This is a genomic window from Streptomyces sp. 6N223 (assembly GCF_052246635.1).
Classification (GTDB): domain Bacteria; phylum Actinomycetota; class Actinomycetes; order Streptomycetales; family Streptomycetaceae; genus Streptomyces.
The window spans coordinates 83,383-104,605 of sequence record NZ_JBQQCA010000007.1 but is presented as its reverse complement, the minus strand read 5'-3'; the positions used below and the strand labels follow the sequence as shown (position 1 = coordinate 104,605).

General features: G+C 73.8%; 18 protein-coding genes and 2 pseudogenes. 12 read left to right on the top strand and 8 right to left on the bottom strand.

The features are described from left to right. Nucleotides 1-120: 120 nt before the first annotated feature. From ACTWQH_RS07495 to ACTWQH_RS07480, 4 genes are all read left to right on the top strand, one after another. A complete protein-coding gene (locus ACTWQH_RS07495; protein ID WP_443285561.1) occupies nt 121-1,215 on the top strand; it encodes an RNA-guided endonuclease InsQ/TnpB family protein in 1,095 nt (364 codons plus the stop codon). 80 nt (nt 1,216-1,295) lie between these two features. After that, a complete protein-coding gene (locus tag ACTWQH_RS07490) occupies nt 1,296-2,612 on the top strand; it encodes a sensor histidine kinase (protein ID WP_443285560.1) in 1,317 nt (438 codons plus the stop codon). A 9-nt stretch (nt 2,613-2,621) separates the two neighbouring features. Next, nucleotides 2,622-3,272, top strand: coding sequence for a response regulator transcription factor (locus tag ACTWQH_RS07485; protein WP_443285559.1), 651 nt, complete (start codon nt 2,622-2,624; stop codon nt 3,270-3,272). 184 nt (nt 3,273-3,456) lie between these two features. Beyond that, on the top strand, nt 3,457-4,080 hold the full coding sequence (locus ACTWQH_RS07480) for a lytic polysaccharide monooxygenase auxiliary activity family 9 protein (protein WP_443285605.1): 624 nt from the start codon (nt 3,457-3,459) through the stop codon (nt 4,078-4,080). A gap of 105 nt (nt 4,081-4,185) precedes the next feature. Here the strand turns inward: ACTWQH_RS07480 and ACTWQH_RS07475 are convergent, their stop codons facing one another. The 3 genes and pseudogenes from ACTWQH_RS07475 to ACTWQH_RS07465 form a co-directional block, all read right to left on the bottom strand. Further along, entirely contained in the window at nt 4,186-6,174 is a 1,989-nt protein-coding gene (locus ACTWQH_RS07475) for a rhamnogalacturonan lyase (protein WP_443285604.1), read from the bottom strand. 240 nt (nt 6,175-6,414) lie between these two features. Then, nucleotides 6,415-6,573: pseudogene (locus tag ACTWQH_RS07470) on the bottom strand (enolase C-terminal domain-like protein); the annotation flags it as partial. A gap of 25 nt (nt 6,574-6,598) precedes the next feature. Then, nucleotides 6,599-6,901: pseudogene (locus ACTWQH_RS07465) on the bottom strand (hypothetical protein); the annotation flags it as partial. 53 nt (nt 6,902-6,954) lie between these two features. Between ACTWQH_RS07465 and ACTWQH_RS07460 the strand changes: the two are divergent. Beyond that, nucleotides 6,955-7,668 (top strand): VOC family protein, encoded by a 714-nt coding sequence (locus ACTWQH_RS07460; protein ID WP_443285558.1) that lies wholly within the window; start codon nt 6,955-6,957, stop codon nt 7,666-7,668. On the opposite strand, the gene ACTWQH_RS07455 is transcribed toward ACTWQH_RS07460, so the two are convergent. Then, nucleotides 7,665-7,838, bottom strand: a complete 174-nt coding sequence (locus ACTWQH_RS07455) for a hypothetical protein (RefSeq protein ID WP_443285557.1) — start codon at nt 7,836-7,838, stop codon at nt 7,665-7,667. The two genes, ACTWQH_RS07460 and ACTWQH_RS07455, sit on opposite strands and share 4 nt — an antisense overlap. Before the next feature lie 55 nt (nt 7,839-7,893). On the opposite strand from ACTWQH_RS07455, the gene ACTWQH_RS07450 reads away from it, so the two are divergent. Further along, on the top strand, nt 7,894-8,433 hold the full coding sequence (locus tag ACTWQH_RS07450; protein WP_443285556.1) for a CGNR zinc finger domain-containing protein: 540 nt from the start codon (nt 7,894-7,896) through the stop codon (nt 8,431-8,433). Here the strand turns inward: ACTWQH_RS07450 and ACTWQH_RS07445 are convergent. From ACTWQH_RS07445 to ACTWQH_RS07435, 3 genes are read right to left on the bottom strand one after another with little or no spacing between them, the layout of a single operon-like run. Beyond that, nucleotides 8,430-9,314 (bottom strand): ROK family protein, encoded by an 885-nt coding sequence (locus ACTWQH_RS07445; RefSeq protein ID WP_443285555.1) that lies wholly within the window; start codon nt 9,312-9,314, stop codon nt 8,430-8,432. The genes ACTWQH_RS07450 and ACTWQH_RS07445 overlap by 4 nt on opposite strands. Before the next feature lie 2 nt (nt 9,315-9,316). Continuing rightward, entirely contained in the window at nt 9,317-10,171 is an 855-nt protein-coding gene (locus ACTWQH_RS07440; RefSeq protein ID WP_443285554.1) for a class II fructose-bisphosphate aldolase, read from the bottom strand. Continuing rightward, complete coding sequence (locus ACTWQH_RS07435) at nt 10,171-11,052, bottom strand: SIS domain-containing protein (protein WP_443285553.1); 882 nt, start codon at nt 11,050-11,052, stop codon at nt 10,171-10,173. Before ACTWQH_RS07435 ends, ACTWQH_RS07440 begins: the two co-directional genes overlap by 1 nt. Before the next feature lie 197 nt (nt 11,053-11,249). Here ACTWQH_RS07435 and ACTWQH_RS07430 point away from each other — a divergent pair, with 197 nt between their 5' ends. From ACTWQH_RS07430 to ACTWQH_RS07405, 6 genes are all read left to right on the top strand, one after another. Next, nucleotides 11,250-12,029: a DeoR/GlpR family DNA-binding transcription regulator gene (locus ACTWQH_RS07430; RefSeq protein WP_443285552.1), complete on the top strand. Its 780-nt coding sequence runs from the start codon at nt 11,250-11,252 to the stop codon at nt 12,027-12,029. Between the two features lie 148 nt (nt 12,030-12,177). Then, nucleotides 12,178-12,687: a hypothetical protein gene (locus tag ACTWQH_RS07425; RefSeq protein WP_443285551.1), complete on the top strand. Its 510-nt coding sequence runs from the start codon at nt 12,178-12,180 to the stop codon at nt 12,685-12,687. Then, nucleotides 12,687-14,081, top strand: coding sequence for a hypothetical protein (locus tag ACTWQH_RS07420; RefSeq protein ID WP_443285550.1), 1,395 nt, complete (start codon nt 12,687-12,689; stop codon nt 14,079-14,081). Before ACTWQH_RS07425 ends, ACTWQH_RS07420 begins: the two co-directional genes overlap by 1 nt. After that, on the top strand, nt 14,078-15,502 hold the full coding sequence (locus ACTWQH_RS07415) for a VWA domain-containing protein (protein ID WP_443285549.1): 1,425 nt from the start codon (nt 14,078-14,080) through the stop codon (nt 15,500-15,502). Before ACTWQH_RS07420 ends, ACTWQH_RS07415 begins: the two co-directional genes overlap by 4 nt. 106 nt (nt 15,503-15,608) lie before the next feature. Continuing rightward, entirely contained in the window at nt 15,609-16,721 is a 1,113-nt protein-coding gene (locus tag ACTWQH_RS07410) for an ATP-binding protein (RefSeq protein ID WP_443285548.1), read from the top strand. After that, entirely contained in the window at nt 16,718-19,621 is a 2,904-nt protein-coding gene (locus ACTWQH_RS07405) for a hypothetical protein (protein ID WP_443285547.1), read from the top strand. The genes ACTWQH_RS07410 and ACTWQH_RS07405 overlap by 4 nt, the downstream gene beginning before the upstream one ends. Nucleotides 19,622-19,735: 114 nt before the next feature. On the opposite strand, the gene ACTWQH_RS07400 is transcribed toward ACTWQH_RS07405, so the two are convergent. Continuing rightward, nucleotides 19,736-20,998, bottom strand: coding sequence for a cytochrome P450 (locus ACTWQH_RS07400; RefSeq protein WP_443285546.1), 1,263 nt, complete (start codon nt 20,996-20,998; stop codon nt 19,736-19,738). Between the last annotated feature and the right edge of the window lie 225 nt (nt 20,999-21,223).

Below are 21,223 nucleotides of genomic sequence, written 5' to 3'. Positions count from 1 at the left end.
GGTGCGGAGCGTCTGTCTGGAAAGCCCTGGACAGCAGCCGTCGCAGGCAGGCCGGTTGAGCAGCCTTAACCGGTAGAATGGTCAGCATGTTTCCGCAGGTGAGAAGGGAGGTGTGTCCTTATGGGGAAGGCTGATATGGGGCGTAGGTATCGGCTGTACCCGGCGCGTGAGGTGGAGGCACGGCTGACGGCGTGGGGGCACACCTGTCGGGCGCTGTGGAACCTGGCGCTGGAGCAGCGTCGGTACCTGTGGCGGCAGCGTGGGGTCACGCTGATGGGCTCGGCGCAGTGCAAGCAACTCGCCCAGGCCCGCGCCGAGATGGACTGGATCGCCGATCTGCCCTCGGAGTGCGGTCAGCGGATCCTGGCGAATCTGGACGCGGCGTTCCTCAACTTCTGGAACCCTGACCACCCGGCAGGGTTCCCGGCGAGGAAGAAGCGCGGGCACCACATGAGCATCCCATTCAAGGGACAGCGAATCGAGGTCCGCAAACTCAGCCGCCACTGGGCCGAAGTCCGGCTCCCCAAGCTGGGATGGGTGCGGTTCAGACTCTCCCGCGCCCTGGGCGGCACTATCCGCAATGCCGTTGTTTCCCGGGACGGTAACGGCTGGCACGTTTCCTTCGGCGTGCACACCGCGCGCAGCCCGGATGCCCCGAACGGCAAGCCCGGCTGCGGGGTGGACTTCGGCGTTGCGGCGTCCGCGTACGTGTCCACCGAGGACACGCCTCGCACCATGCCGCCCATCCTCAAGCCGAACGAGCGCAAGCGGCTCAAAGCGCTGGAGCAGCGTAAGGCCCGGCAGCTCACCTATGCCAAGGATCACGCGGGAGGGACGTACTCGGGCCGACTGCGCCGCACGATTGCCCAGATCGCGAGACTCAAGACCCGGCAGGCCAACCGCCGTCAGGACTTTACGCACAAGCTGACCACCGACCTCGCCAAAAGCCACGGCTTCGTCGGTATCGAGGACCTGCGTGTGAAGAACATGACGAAAACCGCCAAAGGGACCAGGGAGCAGCCAGGGCGCAACGTCCGCCAGAAGGCGGGGCTGAACCGGTCCATCCTGGACAACGCCCCTGGACAGCGCAGACAGCAACTCGCGTACAAGTGCCGGATGTACGGCTCCGCCCTGATCGCTGTGCCCGCGTTACACACCTCGCAGACCTGTGCCGCCTGTGGCGAGGTCGGCCCCGCGCCGGAGGCGGATGCGTGAAGCCCTCCCGGCCACCCACGGGTAGCCGAAGGGAATCTCCCTGCTTCCGCAGGGAGAGGATCGTCAAGAAAGCCAGCCCCGTGACCCACCCGCGCCGCCCCCTCCGCCGCCTCCTCCGCACGCTCCTGGGAACGCCCCGCGACGCCGCCTACGCGCTGCTCGCCCCCGTCCCCGGCATCGTCTGCGGCATCGCGCTGCTGGCCCTGCTCGCCGTCTCCCTCGTCGCCTCCGTCACCCAGGTCGGCCTCGTTCTTCTCGTCGGCGTCCTCGCCGTCGCCCGTGGCACCGGCGCGCTGCACCGGGCGCTGCTGCGCGGCCTGCTCGGCGAGCGGATCCCCCCGCCCCCGGGGCGGGGCAGGGCCCGCGGGCTCGTCGGCTCCCTCCGGGCCGCGCTCACCGACGGCGACGGATGGCGGGCGGCGGCCTTCACCGTCGCGTACGCCCCGCTCGGCGTCCTCCTCCTCGTCGTCTCCGTCGGCGTGCGCCTCTACGGGCTCGCCGGGCTGACCTATCCGCTGTGGTGGCGCGCCGTCGTGGAGGACGGCGAACGCGGCGTCGGCATCGCCAACGACGTCCGCATGGACACCTGGCCCACCGCCCTCCTCACCGCCGTCGCCGGCCTGGCCGTGCTGGCGTTCTCCGCCTGGTCCACGCGCGGGCTGCTCGCCCAGGTCGTACGCCCCATGGCGCGCGCCCTCCTCGGCCGCGGCCGGCTCGACGAGCGGGTGCACGTGCTGGAGGAGACCCGCGCGCTGGCCGTCCAGGACTCCGCCGCGACCCTCCGCCGCATCGAACGCGACCTCCACGACGGCGCCCAGTCCCGGCTCGTCGCCGTGGCCATCGCGCTCGCCCGCGCCAAGGAGCAGCTCGCCCGCGCCCCCGGCGGCGCGCCCGAACTCGCCCGCGGCCGCGAGCTGGTGGACTCCGCGCTCGACGGCTCCCGCACCGCCATCGCCGAGCTGCGCGACCTGGTGCGCGGCATCCACCCGCCCGCCCTCAACGACGGCCTCGACGTGGCCCTGGAGACCCTGGCCGCCCGCGTCGGCCTGCCGGTGACCACCCGCGTCGACCTGCCGGCCCGGCCTCCCGAGGCCATCGAGTCCATCGCCTACTTCTGCGCGGCCGAGCTCCTCGCCAACGCCGCCCGCCACGCCGACGCCACGCGCGCCGAGGTGACGGCGTACGAGGAGGACGGCGTCCTGCGCCTGGTGGTGCGGGACGACGGGCACGGCGGCGCCCGGCCCGGGACGGGACGCGGCGCCGGCGGCACGGGCCTGACGGGACTGTCGGAGCGGGTGAGTACGGTGGACGGACGGCTGCTGATCGACAGTCCCGACGGCGGCCCGACCACCGTCACCGCCGAACTGCCCCTCGGGCGCGAGCCGGACCCGGCGTAGGAGCCCCGCATGCGCATCGTCATCGCCGAGGACGCCGCCGTCGTCCGCGAGGGCCTCGTGCAGCTGCTGCGCGACCGCGGCCTGGAGGTGGTGGCCTCGGTCGGCGACGCGCGGGCGCTGCTGACCGCCGTGGCCGAGCACCGCCCCGACGCCGTCGTCGCCGACATCCGGATGCCGCCGGCCCACCGCGACGACGGCCTGCGCGCGGCGCTGACCCTGCGGGAGCGGTACCCGGATCTGGGCGTGCTGCTCTTCTCGCAGTACGTGGAGACGCGCTACGCCGACCGCCTCGCCACCACCGGCCTGTCCGGCTTCGGATACCTCCTCAAGGAACGGGTCGTCGACGTCGCCGACTTCGTCGACGCCCTGCACCGCGTCGCCGCCGGCGGCACGGCGCTCGACCCCGAGGTGGTCTCCCAGCTGCTGTCCGCCCGGCACCGGCACGCGCGCGACGGCCTGGCGGCGCTGACCGCCCGCGAGCACGAGGTGCTGGCCCTGATGGCCGAGGGCCGGACGAACGCCGCCATCGCCACGGCCCTGGACGTCTCCCAGCGGTCGGTCGAGAAGCACACGGCGGGCATCTTCACCAAGCTCGGGCTGCCGCGTACGGAGGAGGGACACCGCCGGGTGCTGGCCGTGCTGCGCTACCTCGGCGCGTGACCCTCCCGCCCTCGGGGCGGATTGAACGTTTCAACCTTCTGTGGCCCGGGAAGAGCGTCCGGTAAACGGGAGCGCTCCCATTTCACTCCGGAAACACCCCCCGATCTCCGGACGAGGAGTCGCAGTGTTCACTCACGTGCTTCGTCACGAATCCACCGACGCCCGAAGAACGGCGTTCCGCACCATGATCGTGCTGCTGGCCGCGGCCACGCTGCTGATCACCCCCTGGTCCACCCCGAACGCCGACGCCCACGGCTCGGTCGGCACCCCCCTGTCCCGCAACTACGGCTGCTGGCAGCGCTGGGGCAGCGACTTCCAGAACCCGGCCATGGAGCAGCAGGACCCGATGTGCTGGCAGGCCTGGCAGTACGACACCAACGCCATGTGGAACTGGAACGGCCTCTACCGCGAGGGCACCGGCGGCGACTTCCAGGCGTTCATCCCCGACAACCAGCTCTGCAGCGCCGGCCACACGCAGGACGGCCGCTACAACTCGCTGGACAACCCCGGCCCCTGGAAGACCTCCCCGCTGAGCAGCACTTTCACGCTCGACCTCTACGACCAGGCCCTCCACGGCGCCGACTACCTCCAGATCTACGTGACCAAGCAGGGGTACGACGCCCAGACCGACGCCCTGGACTGGGGCGACCTGGAGCTGGTCAAGACCACCGACCGGTACGCCCCCGCCGAGCACTACACGACCCAGGTCAGCGCGCCGGGCCGCAGCGGGCACCACGTCGTCTACACGATCTGGAAGGCCTCGCACGCCGACCAGATCTACTTCCTCTGCAGCGACGTGACCTTCTGACGCCCGGCGCCACGCCGGCGCCCGGTCCCGACCGGTGAGCGGCGCGTTCGGTGTGCGTCCACAACCGAACGCGCCGCTCCTCGCCCGCGCTGCCGCGGCTGCCCGCTAGCGGCCGGCGTAGGTGATGGCGGGCCGCGAGGGCTGGGTCATGCCGTCGCCGACGAAGTAGCTCGTCCACGGCGGCTGGTTGTACGCCACGTTCTGCCAGGCCACGCCCAGCCGGTAGACCGGGTCCTGCATCAGCGTCGGCAGCCGCAGCTCGGTCTCGGCGGTGGTCGTGTAGATGCGCAGCGCCGCGTCGTCCCGCGTGGGGAGCAGGAGCTCCTCACGCCAGTCGCCCAGCAGGTCGGCCTGGAGGGTCGGGTTGCCCTTGGTCCCGTTGTTGCTGTAGACGCCCTCCAGAGGCAGCACGACCTCCTGCTGGCCGCCCTCCGCGTTCCACTTCGCGATGTACGGGTCACCACCCCGCGGGTACTCCTCCTCGTCGAACTCGTGGTCGAAGATCTCCCGCAGCGGGTCGCCGTCCCACCAGATCATGAAGTTCGCCGAGGGAATCGCCGTCCCGAGCAGCGTGCCGTCGGCCGCCCGCAGCTCGCCCTCGCGCGAGTCCCACTCGCCGGTCGCCGTCACCGCCCAGGACTCGGCTCCCGGGTGGGCCGGGTCGATGTCGCCCGCCGCGCCCCGGCCGATGTCGGTGCTCGCGGGCATTCCCCACAGCACCTCACCGGTGGCGGCGTCGCGGAAGGTCGCGCCCCGGTTGCCGGAGGCGGACATGCTCTCGTGGACGGCGAACACCTCAAGGCCAGGCCGCGAGGGGTCGTGGTCGCTCAGGTGCATGGCGTCGCCGTGGCCGAGGCCGGTGTTGTACAGCGGCGTGCCGTCGTCGTCGATGGTCATCGAGCCGTAGACGATCTCGTCGTGGCCGTCGCCGTCCACGTCCGCTACCGACAGGTTGTGGTTGCCCTGGCCCTCGTACTCCGCGCCCGCCTCGTTGGAGTCGAAGGTCCAGCGCCGGTTCAGGCTCTCGCCGTCGAAGTCGTACGCCACCAGCACCGAGCGCGTGTAGTAGCCGCGGGCGAAGACCACCGAGGGACGCTCCCCGTCCAGGTACGCCACGCCCGCCAGGAAGCGGTCACCGCGGTTGCCGGTGCAGTCGCCCCAGTCGCAGATGTTGCCGCGGCCGGGCTCGTAGTCGATCGTGTCGACCGCCGCGCCCGTCTCGCCGTCGAAGACCGTCAGGAACTCGGGGCCCTCGATCACGTGGCCGGAGGTGTTGCGGTAGTCCGCGTCCGGGTCGCCGATCACCTCGCCGGCGCCGTCGACCGTCCCGTCAGCGGTCTTCATCACCACCTCGGAGCGGCCGTCGGCGTTCAGGTCGTACACCATGAACTGCGTGTAATGCGCGCCGGAGCGGATGTTGCGGCCCAGGTCGATGCGCCACAGCTGCTCGCCGTCCATCGTGTAGGCGTCGATGATCGTGTTGCCGGTGTAGCCGGAGTTGGCGTTGTCCTTCGCGTTGCTCGGGTACCACTTCTGCACGATCTCGTACTGGCCGTCGCCGTCCAGGTCGCCGACGGAGGCGTCGTTGAGGTGGTAGGTGTACGCCTCGCCGGAGGGGGTGGTGCCGCCCTCGGGCCGGTTGACGGGGATCTCCTGGTACTGCTGTGCCAGCACGCGGAACCGCTCGGTGCGCGCGGTAATCCGCCCGTCCCGCACCTCCGCGATCCGGTACACCGACTCGGCCGTGCCGTCCGGGTCGGTGAGGCTCGTGGCCCCGCGCAGCGGCTGGCGCGTGATGCGCTCGCCGTCCCGGTAGACGTGGAACGCCGTGTCGCGCGCGTCCAGGCCCAGCAGCCGCCAGCTGACGAACACCCCCTCGTCCGTCGGCACCGCCACGGGCGCGCGGTCGAGGTACTCCAACTCCCGGACCAGGCGTTCGCCCCGGTCGTCCTGGCCATCGGCGGACGAGCCAGCCTGGGCCTGGCCGGTCAGGACGGCGGCACCGGCGGCCAGGGCGAGCATACCGGCGACGGCGGCTTTGCGGCGGGCGCGGGCGCGGCCGTGGGTTCGGGGGTGGGCGTGTGACGTGCCCATCCGTACTCCTTCGTGTCGTGGGCGACGGTGACGAATTGACAGGTGGAGATTGAATCGATTCATAACGCGCGAGCATGGTGGGAAAGCGCTTTCTGAATGGCTGGCAGCATCCCCAACGCCGACGAGCACTGTCAAGACTCGTGCAGGCCCCAACGCGGCGCGCTCAGCCCGCCTCCACGCGCGGCTCGGTGAACCGCAGGCCCAGACCAGGTGGTCGACCTCGGTCAGGCGCCCGGCCGCGAGCCGCGCGATCCGGCGGAAGGGCGTGACGCCGCCGACGCGCACGACGTTCGGCTGGAAGACGTGGGCGGCCCCGGCGCGCATGAACTCCGCGAAGCGGTACTCCGTGTGCAGCTTGTCGCCCGCGGCGATGGGCGCCGCGACCCGCCGGGCGAGCTCCGGCGTGCCGCGCGATGTTGTCGGCCCGCAGCGGCTCCTTGATCCAGGCGGGGGCGTACGCCGACAGCCTGCCGATGGCCTCGGTCGCCCTCCCGAGGTCCCATCGCTGGTTGGCGTCGAGCATGTGTGTGCCGCGCACGGCCCTGTGCGTAGCTGCGGCGCCGACGTGGTCACGGACGTACAGGAACTCGAGGACCAGGGCTGGTTCGTCTTCCGTGACCCGGACGGCAACCTCCCCATGGTCTGCGGCGCCAGTCCCCGGGGCTCGGGACGGTGACGGCCGTCCCGGGAGGCGACTCGACTCGCACCACCGGCGGACGCGACACACGGGCGGGCCGTGGCGGTTGACTCTCGGGCGACCCGAAACCCGATGCTGATGGCGTGAGCAACAGCGATCTCCTGGGCATCGGCGGCTTCGCGCTCCTCAGCGGCCTCTCCCTCCACGCCCTGCGGCACTACGACGAGGTCGGCCTCCTGCGGCCGGCCCACGTCGACCCGGCGACCGGCTACCGGCGCTACCGGCCCGGCCAGCTCCGGCGCGCCCGGCTGATCGGTGCCCTGCGCAGGATCGACCTGCCGCTCGACGCGGTGCGGCAGGTCGTCGACGCGACCGGCCCCGCCGCCGGAGAGGCGGTTCTCGTCCGCCACCGGCAGGAGCTGCGCGAGCGTGCTCACGCCCTGTCGCGCATGGTCCGCACCGTGGACCACTACATCGAGTACGGAGTCGACATGCCCCAGCCCACCAGCCCCCGCATCGCCCAGGTGACCATCAACGTCAGCGATCTGGAGCAGACCAGAGCCTTCTACGAGAGCGTCTTCGAGGCGACGTTCAACGAGGAGATCCACTCCTTCCAGTTCGGCACCTGGCCCAGCGAGGAGTTCTTCCTGCTGACCGTCGCACACCAGCCGGACCACCCCGGCCCGGCGGGCCCCTCGCGGTTCGGCCTGCTGGTCGCCGACGTCGACGCGACGCACCGGCGGGCGCTCGACGCCGGGGCCACCGAGGTCGAGCCGCCCGTCGACCGGCCCTGGAAGCCGCGCTCGTCCTGCGTGACCGACCCCAGCGGCAACCACATCGACCTCTTCCAGCACTAGGCGGCGCGCGCACCCTTCGCGTACGCGGCCGGCCGCCGCACGACGACCTCGCCGTCCACCGCCACGACCACGCAACCGCAGGCGCAGCGGAGGTACTCCACCTCGCCCTGCGACGACGGGTGGCGCGAGAGCAGCGACCAGCGCTGCCCGAACCCGACTCGCCAGCACACGGGGCACCGATCCCTCGTCTCGCTTTCCATGCCCCCAGCGTGATGTCATGGCCATATGCAGTTCAACCATTACGGCGGCGAGGCCACCCGCCTCGCCGCCGACCTGGTCAACGCGCCTGCCGCCCTCGACCCGGACGCCCTGGAGCCGCTGCTCCGCTCCCATGGCATCACCCGCACCCGCCTGACCGCGGCCCAGGCCCGCGCCCTGTGGGACTGGAGCCGCTGCCTGGCCCCCTGCTTCGGCGACCAGCCGCTGGAACGCCGTTGCCAGGCCATCAACGAGCTGCTGGCCGCCTCCTCCACCGCCCCCTACATCTCCACCCACGACGGCCACGCCCCGCACCTGCACTACAACGCCCCGGACGCCGACCCCGTCGGCGTCATCCGCGCGGTCACCGCCGCCGGCCTGGCGTACGTCGTCTGCTTCTCCGGCCCCCACCGCCTCGGCCGCTGCGCCCGCCCCGCCTGCGGCCTGGCGTTCGTCGACGTCTCCCGCAACGGCCGCCGCGCCTACTGCACGGTCCGCTGCGCCAACAACGACGCCGTAGCCCGCCACCGCGCCCGCGCCGCGTCCACGGCCCGGCGCGGCGCCTAGCGCGCCCGGCAGGCCAGCAGCGCGGCGCCGTACAGCGTGGCCAGGTCGCCGAGGGCGGCGCGTGCCAGGGGAGGGGCGGGGCGGAACGCCGGGAGGCGGGCCGCGAGGCGCCGGGTCAGCGGCGCCAGCAGGGCCTCGCCGCTCTCGGCGAGGCCGCCGCCGAGGACGATGAGGCGGGGGTCGAGCATGAGCGTGGCCGTGGCCAGCGCCTCGGCGAGGGCGTCGAGAGCCTCGGCCCACACCGCGGCGGCCCGTGCGTCCCCGGCCGCCGCGCGGGCGATGACCTCGCCGGGCGGGGCGCCGCCGCGGCGGGCGAGGGCGGCGGCCGAGGCGTACGCCTCCACGCAGCCGCGCCGCCCGCAGGCGCAGGGCTCGCCGCCGGGCCTGACGGTCAGGTGCCCCAACTCGCCGCTGTCGCCCGCGACGCCGGGGTACGGGCGGCCGTCGATCACGATCGCCGCCGCTATGCCGGTGCCGACCGGCACGAACAGGAAGTCCCGGCCGCGCCCCGCGCCCAGCGCGGCCTCGGCCAGGCCACCGGCCCGCACGTCGTGGGCGAGGGCGACGGGCAGGTGGAGGCGTTCGGCGGCCAGGCGCCGCAGCGGCACGTCGCGCCAGCCGAGGTTCGCGGCGTAGAGGGCCGTGCCCGACTCCTCGTCCACCAGCCCTGGCACCGCGATCCCGGCGGCGCTGACGTGCCCGTCGGCCTGGTCGCGCAGCTCGGCCGCGAAGTCGAGCAGCGCCGCCACCACCGCCTCGGGCCCGCGCTCCGCGCCCGTCGGCCGCCGCTCAGGAGTGCGGAGCGTGCGGAGAGAGCCGTCGGCGTCCAGCAGGGCGCCCTTCATGAAGGTGCCGCCGACGTCCAGTGCGATCACGGTCATGGTCACGCCGCCGCCAGCGCCCCGATCAGGCGCGTGACCGTCTCGGCCATCGCCTGCCGGCCCACCGTCAGATAGCCGCGGGCGTCGACGGCGTCGGGGTGGGTGTCCAGATGGACGCGGATCGCGCCGGTCATGGCGATGTTGAGCGCCGTGCCGACGTTGACCTTGGCGATGCCGCCCGCGACCGCGCGCGCCAGCTCGCCGTCCGGAACGCCGGAGGAGCCGTGCAGGACGAGGGGCACGCTCAGCGCCTTGTCGAGGCGGGCGAGCAGGGCGTGGTCGAGGGCCGCCGTCCGCGAGGTCATCGCGTGGGCGTTGCCGATGGCGACGGCGAGCGCGTCGACGCCGGACCCGGCCGCGAACAGGCGCGCCTGGTGCGGGTCGGTGCGGGCGCCGGGCGCGTGCGCGGCGCGCGGCGGCCCGCCGTCCTTGCCGCCGACCTGGCCCAGCTCCGCCTCGATCCACAGGCCGTTGGTATGCGCCCAGTCGGCGGCGGCGCGGGTGGCGGCCAGGTTCCGCTCGTACGGCAGGTGGGCCGCGTCGTACATCACGGAGCTGAACCCGGCGTCGGCGGCCTGCCGCAGCAGGGCGTCCCGCGTGACGTGGTCGAGGTGCAGGGCCACCGGCACGGACGCGGCCTCGGCGGCGGCGACGGCGGCGCGGGCGAGCGGCAGGAGGCGCCCGTGGCGGTAGGCGACCGTGTTCTCGCTGACCTGGAGCACCACGGGGGAGGCGGCGGCCTCGGCGCCCGCGATGACGGCCTCGGCGTGCTCCAGGGTGACGATGTTGAACGCCGCGACGGCGCGGCGCCCGGCCGCGGCCTCGGTGACGAGCGGGCCGGTCCGTGCGAGCGGCATCAGGCGTTCCCGCCGAGGATGACCGAGCGGGTCAGGTGGCGCGGCCGGTCAGGGTCCAGGCCCCGGGCGGCGGCGACCGCGACGGCCAGCCGCTGGGCGCGCACCAGCTCGGCGAGCGGGTCGAGGCGGCCGGTGATCCACCGCGCGCCGGTGGCCCGGACCTGCTCGGCGAGCCCGGCCGGCGGCTCGCCGAACATCCAGGTCGCGGTGGTGTGGCTGGAGACGGCGATGGGGCCGTGCCGGTACTCCATCGCCGGGTACGCCTCGGCCCAGGACAGCGACGCCTCGCGCATCTTCAGCGCGGCCTCCTGGGCGAGCCCGCAGGTCCAGCCCCGGCCCAGGAAGGTGAACTGGGTGCTTGCGGCGAGCCCTTCGGGCAGCGGCTCGGCGAGCGCGGTGCGGGCGTCGGCGACGGCCTGGCCGGTGTGCGCGCCGAGGTGGGCGCGCAGCAGGGTCAGGGCGGTGGTGGCGAAGCGGGTCTGGACGACCGACTCCTCGTCGGCGAACGCCAGCACGACGAGGTCGTCGGCCGCCCGCGTCACGGGCGTGTCCGGGTCGGCCGTGATCGCGGTGGTGCGGGCCCGGACCGACGCCAGCAGGTCGAGCACCTCGGTCGTGGTGCCCGAACGGGTCAGGGCGATGACGCGGTCGTACCGGCGCCCCGCGGGGAACTCGGAGGCGGCGAAGGCGTCGGACTCGCCCAGGCCGGCGCCCTCGCGGAGCGCGGCGACGGCCTGCGCCATGAAGGAGGAGGTGCCGCAGCCGACCACGGCGACGCGCTCGCCGGGCGCGGGGAGGGCGTTCTCGTGCCGCGCCGCCAGCTCGGCGGCGCGCGCCCAGCACTCGGGTTGACTGCTCAGCTCGTTCTCGACGTGGCTCATGCCCGCGCTCCCGACCCTGCGCAACCGAAACAATCCGCGCTGCGCCATCGCCTCGATGCTCAATGCTCAATGGCAAACGCTCGATAATGAAAGATAGAGGCAGCTTTCAAGCACAATCAAGCATGGCGGTGGGGCGAGCTAGGGTCATCACGGACGGTGAATGACGGAGTGATGAGGAAGTCGAGTGGAGGGTGCGGATGTCGCGCGACGCCCGCTGGCAGGCGCTCCTTGAACTGCTCGCCGAGCAGGGCCGCCTGGAGGTCGACGCGGCGGCGACGGCGCTCGGCGTCTCGGCCGCGACCATCCGCCGGGACTTCGACCAGCTCGCCGAGCAGCAGATGCTGGTGCGCACCCGGGGCGGCGCGGTCGTCCACGGCGTTTCCTACGAACTCCCGCTGCGCTACAAGACCGCCCGGCGGGCCTCGGAGAAGCAGCGGATCGCGAAGGCGGTGGCGGACCTGATCGCGCCCGGCGAGGCGGTCGGACTGACGGGCGGCACGACGACCACCGAGGTCGCCCGGGCGCTCGCGGTGCGGGCCGACCTGGCCGGCGGATCACGGGCGTTGACGATCGTGACCAACGCGCTCAACATCGCGAACGAGCTGGCGGTGCGGCCGCAGTTCAAGATCGTGGTGACCGGCGGGGTGGCCCGGTCGCAGTCGTACGAGCTCACCGGGCCGTTCGCCGGTGGGGTGCTCGACCAGATCACGATGGACGTGGCGGTCCTCGGCGTCGGCGCCTTCGACGTGGAGCACGGCACGACCACGCAGGACGAGGACGAGGCCGGGATCAACCGGCTGCTGTGCGAGCGGGCCGAGCGGGTCGTGGTCGCGGCCGACTCGACCAAGCTCGGACGGCGCACCTTCGCGCGCATCTGCGCGACGGAGCGGGTGGACACGCTGGTGACGGACGTGGCCGTCGCCGAGGAGACGGCCGCGCGTTTCACCGAGGCGGGCGTGTCGGTGGTGACGGTCTAGCCGGCGAGGGCCTCAGCGCCGCCGCCGGCCGCCCGCTCTCGGCGCCGGGCCCGGGGCCCCGGGCGGCGTTGTCAGTGGCCGCCACTATGTTCAGCCGTGTCCCGCCGATGTGGCGCGGACTTCCCCTGGGCGCATAGGAGATGGCGCGTTGTCCGATTGGGAGAAGTCGAGCACGGCACGGGTGATCCCGCCCGCGCGGCCGCGCAAGCTCGCCAAGGTCCCGTTCGTCGAGCTGGCCGACGGACGCTTGCAGGGCGTGGTGTCCAGCGGCTCCGACATCGAGCGCGTCTACGTCTCGTCGGTGGCGGCCGGCACCTACGCCTTCGCCTGCAGCACGAACAACAACCGGCCCTGCGGCGGCGCGCGGGGCGCGTACTGCAAACACATCCGTGCCCTGATCGGCGAGGCGGTGCTGCAGTACGGCGCCGAGCGCGTGGCCCGCTACCTGCGGGTCGAGACCGCCGACGGCGACGGGGAGCCGACCGCCGAGACCCTCGCCGCCGGCATGAGCGCCGCACATCCGCCGCAGGGCGACACCAAGGCGGCCGCCCCGGTCTTCAGCCGCTTCCTGCGCCACCTGGCGTACCTGGAACTCGCCCCGACCACCGCGCCCCTGCCGGAGATGCAGTGGTTCCCGCCGACCAGGGCGGTGGCCTGATGCGCGCCGCACCGCTCGCCGAGGCCATCGACGGGCTCGACGAGGCCCTGGCGGCCGTCGACGCCTTCGACCGGGCCCTCGCCGGCGGGCTGCTCCGCCCCCAGCCCGCCCAGGCCGCCGGCCTGACCGGCCTCGCCCACGCCGTCGCGGGAACGCCGCTGGCCGCCAGGGCCGCCGAGGCGGCCGAGAAGGCCGCGGCCGGGGCCGCGGGCGAGGACCACTTAGTGGCCCTCGCAGCCGCCCGCGCCGCCCTGCTCGGCTCCGTCCACGACGCGCTGATGACCAGGGTCGAGGAGGCGACCGGCCGCCCCCGCGCCGAGGAGAGCGCCCCGCCGCCCGGCGGGCAGCATGCGGCGAACCTGCTCGCCGCCGCCCGCTCCTGGCTGTCCGACCTGGCGCGCGCCGGGTGGCAGGGCATGGACCACGACGTCGTGTCCGGATCGGCGCAGGTCGTCTCCGCGATGCTCCCGGACCCGGCGCTGCGCCGCCTGGCGACGCTCCTCGACGGCCTCGCCGCCGAACTCGCCGCGTCCTGCCCGGGCGCCGCCCTCGACCGCGTCCCGGCACGCCGCTGGGCCGACCTGTGGTCGCGCGGGATGCTGCTGACGCTGCCCGGCGCGGGCGAGGCGCCCCCGACCGCGGCCGGCACGGCCACCGGCCGCCTCCTGCCCCTCGGCGTCGACCTGCACGAGCACCCGACCGCCGCCCAGGCGCAGGTCCACGCGGTGTTCGAGCCGGCCGACGGCACCGCGCCCCGCCTGGTGCGCGCCAGCGTGGCGGCGCCGAAGCCCGACACGGTCGTCGGGGCGGGCCTGTGGCAGCTGCTGCGCCCGCACATGTCGCTGCTGGCGGCCGTCAGCGAGGGCCGCTCGATGGAGCTGGCCGGCATGCCGATCACCTCCTGGGGAGACCTCGTCTGGAGTGGCGAGCACGCCCGCCCCGGCGAGCCTGCCGACGCCTTCGTCACCGCCCGCGTCGCCCTGCCGACCGCCACCGACGCGGCGACCGCGCCCCTGGACCGGCACCCGGCGCGGATCGCCGTGCCCGTCTTCCTGGAGGGCTACGCCGCCGGGCGGGACGACGACGCGCTGACGTTCAGCGTCGCCGGGCACCCGCTCGCCGTCGACACCGACCGCATCCCGGCCGCAGGGCCCCTCACCCCCGAGGCGGTCGCGGCGTCAGGCGCCTGCATCGGGCTGCTGCGCTGGGACGACGGGGCGTTCCGCCTCCAGCCCCTGGCCGTCGAGACGACCGTGCGGAAGAAGGCCGTCGCCCTCCACGCCGGGGGATGGGCCGGAGGCACGGCCGACAAGGCCGGCGTCAAGGCCGAGAAGGCAGCAGGCGACGCCGTGGCCGCGCTGCGGGAGCGTGCGGGGAGGCTGCTGCGGACATGACGAACGCCCACGACACCCACGACCCTCAGGAGAACCGCCGTCAGGTTCTGTACTGGCGGCTCCTCGCCCGCCTCTTCGACCACCAGGAGCAGGCCACGCTGGAGTCGGCGAGCCTCGCCGTCGTCGAGGACATCGGCCTGCCGGCCGCGCTGCTGGACCCGCAGGCCTCCGTCGACTCGATCGTGCAGCGCCACCCCGAGCTGGCCGCCGAACTCGACGGCCTGATGGTGCCCGACCCCGACCCCGACCCCGACCCCGGCGCGGACGGTGACGGCGACGGGGCGCGCGACCGGGCCGCCGAGGTGCGGCGCGCGGCGCTGGCGTCGAAGGTGCTGCTCAACGTCTTCGCCGCCGCCTCCGGCGCGGTGACCGCCGGACAGCTCGCGCGCTGGCAGTCCGACGCGGCCTGGCTGGAGCGCGCGCTCGGCTGCGGCCCCGGCGAGCTGCGCGGCGGCCGCCCCGGCGGACCGGGCGTCAGCCCGACCGGCACCGGCGGTGGCGGCACGACGCCCGACCTCAGCCGGCTGATTCCCGCGATCGGCCCGGAACTCGGCGCCATCGAGGCCGACCTCGTCAAGCGGATGCACCTGCGCGAGGTGCTGGCCGACTCCAGGCTCGCCGCACAGCTCACCCCGAGCATGTCGCTGATCGAGCAGCTCCTGCGGGACAAGAACAACCTCTCGGGCGTGGCCCTGGCCAACGCCAAGGCCCTCATCCGCCGCTTCGTCGACGACGTCGCCGAGGTGCTGCGCACCCAGGTGGAGAAGGCCACGGCCGGAGCCCTGGACCGCTCCGTCCCGCCGAAGCGGGTGTTCCGCAACCTCGACCTGGACCGCACGATCTGGAAGAACCTCACCAACTGGAGCCCGGAGGAGCAGCGGCTGTACGTCGACCGCCTCTACTACCGGCACACCGCCCGCAAGACGACGCCGCAGCGGCTGATCGTCGTCGTCGACCAGTCGGGCTCGATGGTCGACTCGATGGTCAACTGCACCATCCTGGCGTCGATCTTCGCCGGGCTGCCGAAGGTGGACGTCCACCTGATCGCGTACGACACGCAGGCGCTCGACCTCACGCCCTGGGTGAACGACCCCTTCGAGACCCTGCTGCGCACCCGCCTCGGCGGCGGCACCGACGGCACGGTCGCGATGGCGCTGGCCCAGCCGAAGATAGCCGAGCCCCGTAGCTCCGTCGTGGTCTGGATCTCCGATTTCTACGAGTGGCGGACGGAGCCCCTCTTCGAGAGCATGGCCGCCCTTCACCGCTCGGGAGTCAAGTTCATCCCCGTCGGCTCGGTGACCAGCTCCGGGCGCGGCAGCGTCAACCCCTGGTTCCGGGAGCGCTTCAAGGACCTCGGTACGCCGGTGGTCTCCGGCCACATCCGCAAGCTCGTCCACGAACTCAAGACGTTTCTCACCTGAGACATCTGCGATATCTGCGACATCTGAGACACCTGAGGCGCCTGAACGCCTCACCCGAACGCCTCAACGCCCCCAGACGCCCAAGACGACCGAGAAAGGCCCTGTCGTGTCCGACCTGTTGCGCGCCCCCGCCGAGATCAAGTACGCCGAGGAGCTGGACTGGCTGGAGTCCATCGACGACAACCCCAAGCCCTTCTCCTGGCGGCTGTCCCCGAAGATGGTCCGGCTGTTCATCCTGGGCTCGGAGCGCTCCGACGGACTGGACCGGGAGATCACGCAGAAGTGGTTCGGCGACCGCAGCTTCGTCGAGCGCTCCATCGTCACGCTCGCCTCCGACCGCGGCCTGCTGCTCATCGGCGACCCGGGCACCGGCAAGAGCTGGCTGGCCGAGCTGCTGTCCGCCGCGATCTGCCGCAACTCCACGCTGGTCGTGCAGGGCACGGCCGGCACCACCGAGGACCACATCAAGTACTCCTGGAACGTCTCCATGGTCATCGCCAAGGGCCAGTCGCGGGAGTCGATGATCCCCTCGCCGATCATGACCGCGATGGAGATCGGCTCGATCGGCCGCTTCGAGGAGCTCACCCGATCCACCAGCGACGTGCAGGACGCGCTGATCTCGATCCTGTCCGAGAAGTACATCTCGGTTCCCGAGCTGGACAGCGACAACATCGTCTTCGCCAAGCCCGGCTTCTCGGTCATCGCCACCGCCAACAGCCGCGACCGGGGCGTCAACGACCTGTCCTCCGCTCTCAAGCGCCGCTTCAACTTCGTGCGCATCCCCGTGGTGACGAACAAGAAGAGCGAGGCGGAGATCGTCCGCTTCCGCACCGAGGAGCTGCTGCGCCGCCACCAGATCGAGCTGGACGTGCCGCCGACGCTCCTCGACGTCCTGCTGCAGAGCTTCGCCGACCTGCGCGCCTCGGCGGAAGCGGCCGGCAGCGACGACGAGAGGCTGGAGTCCGCCCTCTCCACCGCCGAGCAGATCGGCGTACTGGAGGACGCCATCCTGCACAGCAACTTCTTCGGCGAACGCGCCCTGACCGCCCACACGCTGGCCTCCTCGCTCGTCGGGTCGCTGGCACGGCGCGAGCCCGAGGACCTGGCCATCCTCAACAAGTACCTGCACGGCGTCGTCGAGCCGCGCAGCAGGGAGGAGGGCGGCTCCTGGCCGGAGTTCCTGGAGGGCGGCCGCGACGCGATCGCCACCCTGTCATGAGCGGCACGGGCACCGTGAGCGGCACCCAGCAGAGCACCTTCGAGGCGCTGCGCGCGCAGCTGCGCGAGGCGGCCGCGGCGTTCGCCGACGGGCCCGGCGCCCTGGAGGGCATCCTGCTGGGCATCGTCGACGACGTCGACCGCGCGATCCGCGAGCCGCTGGAGATCTTCCCCGTCTGCCACCACTCGCCCGCCTCCGCGATCGCGATGGCGCGCCGCCTGCGGGAGAAGCAGCCGAAGGTCGTCTACCTGGAGCTGTGCGAGGACATGGCGCCGCTGCTGACCGAGCTGCGCAACTGCCGCCTCCCGGTGGCCGTCCAGGCGTTCGCGACCGAGGTGGACGGCTTCCCGGCCGACTGGGCGCCGCTGTCGGTGGTCGCGCCGATCACCGAGGCCTCCGCCGAGTACCAGGCGATCGCGTACGCCCTGGACACCCCGGGCGTCGAGCTGGTCCTCGTCGACCGCTCCTCGGACCACGTCTTCCAGTGGGACGACCGCGCGACGCGCACCGACGGGCCCTCCGACCCGGCCGAGTCCGCCGGGGCTGCCGGGTCTGCCGGGACCGCCGGGACCGCCGACGAGGAGGCGGCGCTGCACGGCGACGCGGTCGGCGTGGAGATCGGCGACCTTCGGCCGCGCTTCGCCGAGCTGGAGGAGCACCTGCTGCGCCACGGCAGGGTGCGGCACTGGTCGGAGTGGTGGCACCAGTACGTCGAACTGCCCCTCGGCGACAGCGACCACGACGCCTACCGCCAGGTCATGCTGCTGATCGGCAGCCTCTTCCGCCGCCTCGCGCCCGGCGACCCCCACCGGGTGCGCGTCGACGAGGACCGCGAGCGCTACATGTGGATCCGGATGCGCGAGCACCTGGCCGCGACCGGCACCGATCCCGCCGACTGCCTCTACGTCTGCGGTGCCTTCCACGCGGCCAGCCGCGTCGCGGAGTTCGGCGTCCACGGCGCCGGCACCTTCGAGATCGCCCCGCGCACCGCCACCACCTGGCAGCACGGCCTGATCCCCTCCAGCCACGCCGCGATCGAGGCGCAGTTCGGCCTCGCCCCCGGCTCGGTGTCGATCGCCGCCACGGTCTGGGCGAAGAATCTCCGGCGCACCCGCGTGGAGCCCTACCGCCTGGCCGGACAGGCGGGCGCGAAGAAGCCCAGGCCGAAGGCGAAGACCAAGCCGAAGAAGGCCACCGCCGCCGCGGCCGTCACGACCGACGCGGGCCGCCCCGCGGCGGCGGCCCTGCCCCCGGACAGGCTGAGCGGCTTCCTCCAGCGACCGCCGGTCCTCGACCGGCTCGACGAGGCCGAACTCCTCGGCTGGTCGGTCGACGTGGTGCGCGCCGCCCGCCGCAACGGCTACCTCGCCTCCACCGCCGACGCCATCGCCGTCTTCGAGACCGCGATCCTCCTCGCCGGCATGCGCGACCGTGCCAAGCCCACGCCGTACGACTTCCAGGACGCGGCCGTCACCTGCATCGAGAAGGACGCCGTGCCCGGCCGGCGCGACGTGCGCCGCATCGTGGAGATCATGATGGGCGGCGACCGCATCGGCCAGGTCGGCTACGACTCGCTGCCGCCCCTCGCCCGCGACGTGCACGACCGGCTCGCGCCGCTCAACCTGAGGCTCCAGCAGCGCGGCGTGCAGCGGGCGCTGCTGGACATCGCCGCCCGCCCCGAGCTGGAGCGCTGCTCCGACGTGCTGTGGATGCTGCGGTACCTGATGCCGCAGGGCGCCGCGCGGCCCATCATGGGCGAGCGGAGGCTGGGGGAGCGGCCCATCCAGGAGTCGTGGGACCTGGCGCTGGGCACCCACCAGCGCGCCCTCATCGAGCTCGGCTACGAGGGCGTCAGCCTCGAACAGGTCCTGGAACAGCGCCTGCGCCGCGCGGCGTACGCCCCGCAGGCCACCGCGGCGACCGTCCTGGCGGCCGTCGAGGACGCGACGCTGTACCTGGGCAGCCGCCGCCTCGCCGACGAGCTGGGCACACGCGCCCTCCAGGTGCTGTCGGCCGAACGCGGCGTCGACGGCGCGCCGGAGGTGCTGCGCCGGGTGCGGCGGCTGCTGGCGTACTACCGCACCAGCGAGCCGGTGCTGCCGCCGTGGATCGAGTCCTTCGTCACGACCGGATACGCCCACTACTGCACCCTGCTGCCGACGGCGTTCACCGACGACGACGCGACCGTCCGCCAGGTGGCGGCGATGCTGGGCTTCCTGTTCAGCATGGAGAGCCTGGCGCTGTCGCTGGGCTGCGACCGGACGCAACTGGAGCTGGCGGTGGCCCAGTCGCACCCGGAGGACCCGTCGAAGACGGCGCTGCTGTGGGCCGCGAAGGCGCAGCTCGGGCACCTGGACCGCGCCGAGTTGCGGGCGCGGTGCGACGAGCTGCTCGGCAACCCGCTGGTGCTGCCCGCCTATCCGCGCTACCTCAGCGGCTTCGTCCACGCCCTGGAGCCCGTCCCGGGCCTGGCCGACTTCGTCGTGGAGGCGGTGTCGAATGCCTTCGGGCGGCTGCCGGACCCGGTGCTGCTGCCGTGGCTGCCGACCCTGATCACCACCCTGCGGTCGGGCGGCGCCGAGCTGGCCCCGCTGCTGATACGCGAGGCCGGGCGCGTCTTCCCCGGGCGGCTCGCGGCGCTGGACGAGTGGGTGCCGCCGTGGCGGGCGCGGCCGGAGCCGGTGGCCGCGCGCCCGGCGCGGCCGGCGGACGCCGGCCGGGACGGCGTCCCGCTGCTCGCCGCCCACCCCGCGACCTGCGACGCGGTAGCGGCCCTGCTGGGCTGTGACGGGACGTGGGCGACGCCGGATCCCGGCCGGGCCCCGGCGGCGGGCGCGGCGCTGGCCGGCCGCTACCCAGACACGGCTGCGGCGCTGGGGGTGCTGCTGGGCGGCGACTGACCGGGCTCGGCGGGAGCCCTCGCCGTCTCCGTCACGCCGACCGGGGCGGCCCACCGGCTGCGGCCTCCTCTCCGGCGGCTCCAGCTCCTGCGACTCCTCCGGCCCGTCCACCAGCTACGTCCAGCCGGTCACCGAACCCCTGGCCGCCTTCGGCGTGTCCGTCTCCTGGCGACCGGCGCGCCGGGTGGTGACGGGGAGGGTGCGCAGGCCGCGGATCACGAACTCGGGGCGGCGTTCGGGCTCGGCCGCCAGGCGCAGCCCGGGCAGGCGGTTGACCAGGGCCTGAAGCGCGGCGGCGATCTCGACGCGGGCCAGCGGCGCGCCCACGCAGTAGTGGATGCCGGCGCCGAAGCCGAGGTGCGGGTTGGGCGAGCGGCCGATGTCCAGGGTGTCCGGGGCGTCGAACACCGCCGGGTCGCGCGCCGCCGCGCCGAGCAGCGCCGCGATCCTCTCGCCCGGCGCCAGCGCGTACCCGGCGACGGCGGTTGCCTCGGTGGCGGTGCGCTCGAAGAGCTGGAGCGGCGCGTCGAAGCGGATGAGCTCCTCCACGGCGGTCGGCAGCAGCCCGCCCGGGTCGGCAGCCAGCCGCTCCCACTGGTCGCGGTGGCGCAGCAACGCCAGCACGCCGTTGCCGATCACGTTCACCGTCGCCTCGTGCCCGGCCATCAGCAGCAGCACCGCCGTGCCGACCAGCTCGTCGCCGGTGAGCCGGTCGGTGCCGTCGCGCACCGCCACCAGGTCGCTGATCAGGTCCTCGCCCGGCTCGCGGGCCCGGGCGGCGGCCAGCGCCCGCAGGTAGCCGGCGAACTCCGCCGCCGCCCGCTCGGCCGCCGCCGCACCCTCGGGCGGCAGGCCGTACTCGTACATCTTCACGATGGCGTTCGACCACGGCCGCAGCCGCGGCCGGTCGGGCTCCGGCACGCCGAGCAGCTCGGCGATGACCTCGACCGGCAGCGGCGCCGCCAGGTGCGCGAGCAGGTCGGCCCGCCCGTCGGCGGCGATGGCGGCGGCGAGCCTGTCGACCAGGCGATCGGCCACCGACCGCACCCACGGCTGGAGCCGCGCGGTGTGCCCGCGGCCGAACGCCGCCGCGATCAGCCGCCGCAGCCGCGTGTGGCGCGGCGGCTCGGTCTCCAGCAGCGAATTGCGGTGCAGCAGGTTGAACGCCGGGAACGCCGACGCCGGCTCCTTGTCGACCCAGATCCGCCCGGCCGAGCGGTCGCGCAGCACCTCCGAGCAGGCGGCGTGCGACACGGCCACCGCCAGCCCCAGGCCCTCGTGATGGTGCACCGGGCCTTGCTCGCGCAGCGCGGCGAACGCCGGGTACGGGTCGGCGAGGAAGGCCGGGGCGCGGGGATCGAACAGGTCGGACACCACCCGGCGACCGTACCGCGACGCGCGACGCAGCGACGCCGCGTCAGCCGGCCGCTTCGCCCGCCAGCCATCCCGGCGCGAAGGCGCCCCGCCGCCCCGGCGCGATCAGGCGATGTCGAACGCCGCCGAGTAGCGGAAGGTGCCGCGCAGCGCCGCGTCGTGCGCGGTGAGCGGGCGGACCTGGAAGAAGGCGCCCCACTCGGGGTCGGGGGCGGCGACGCCGTGGTC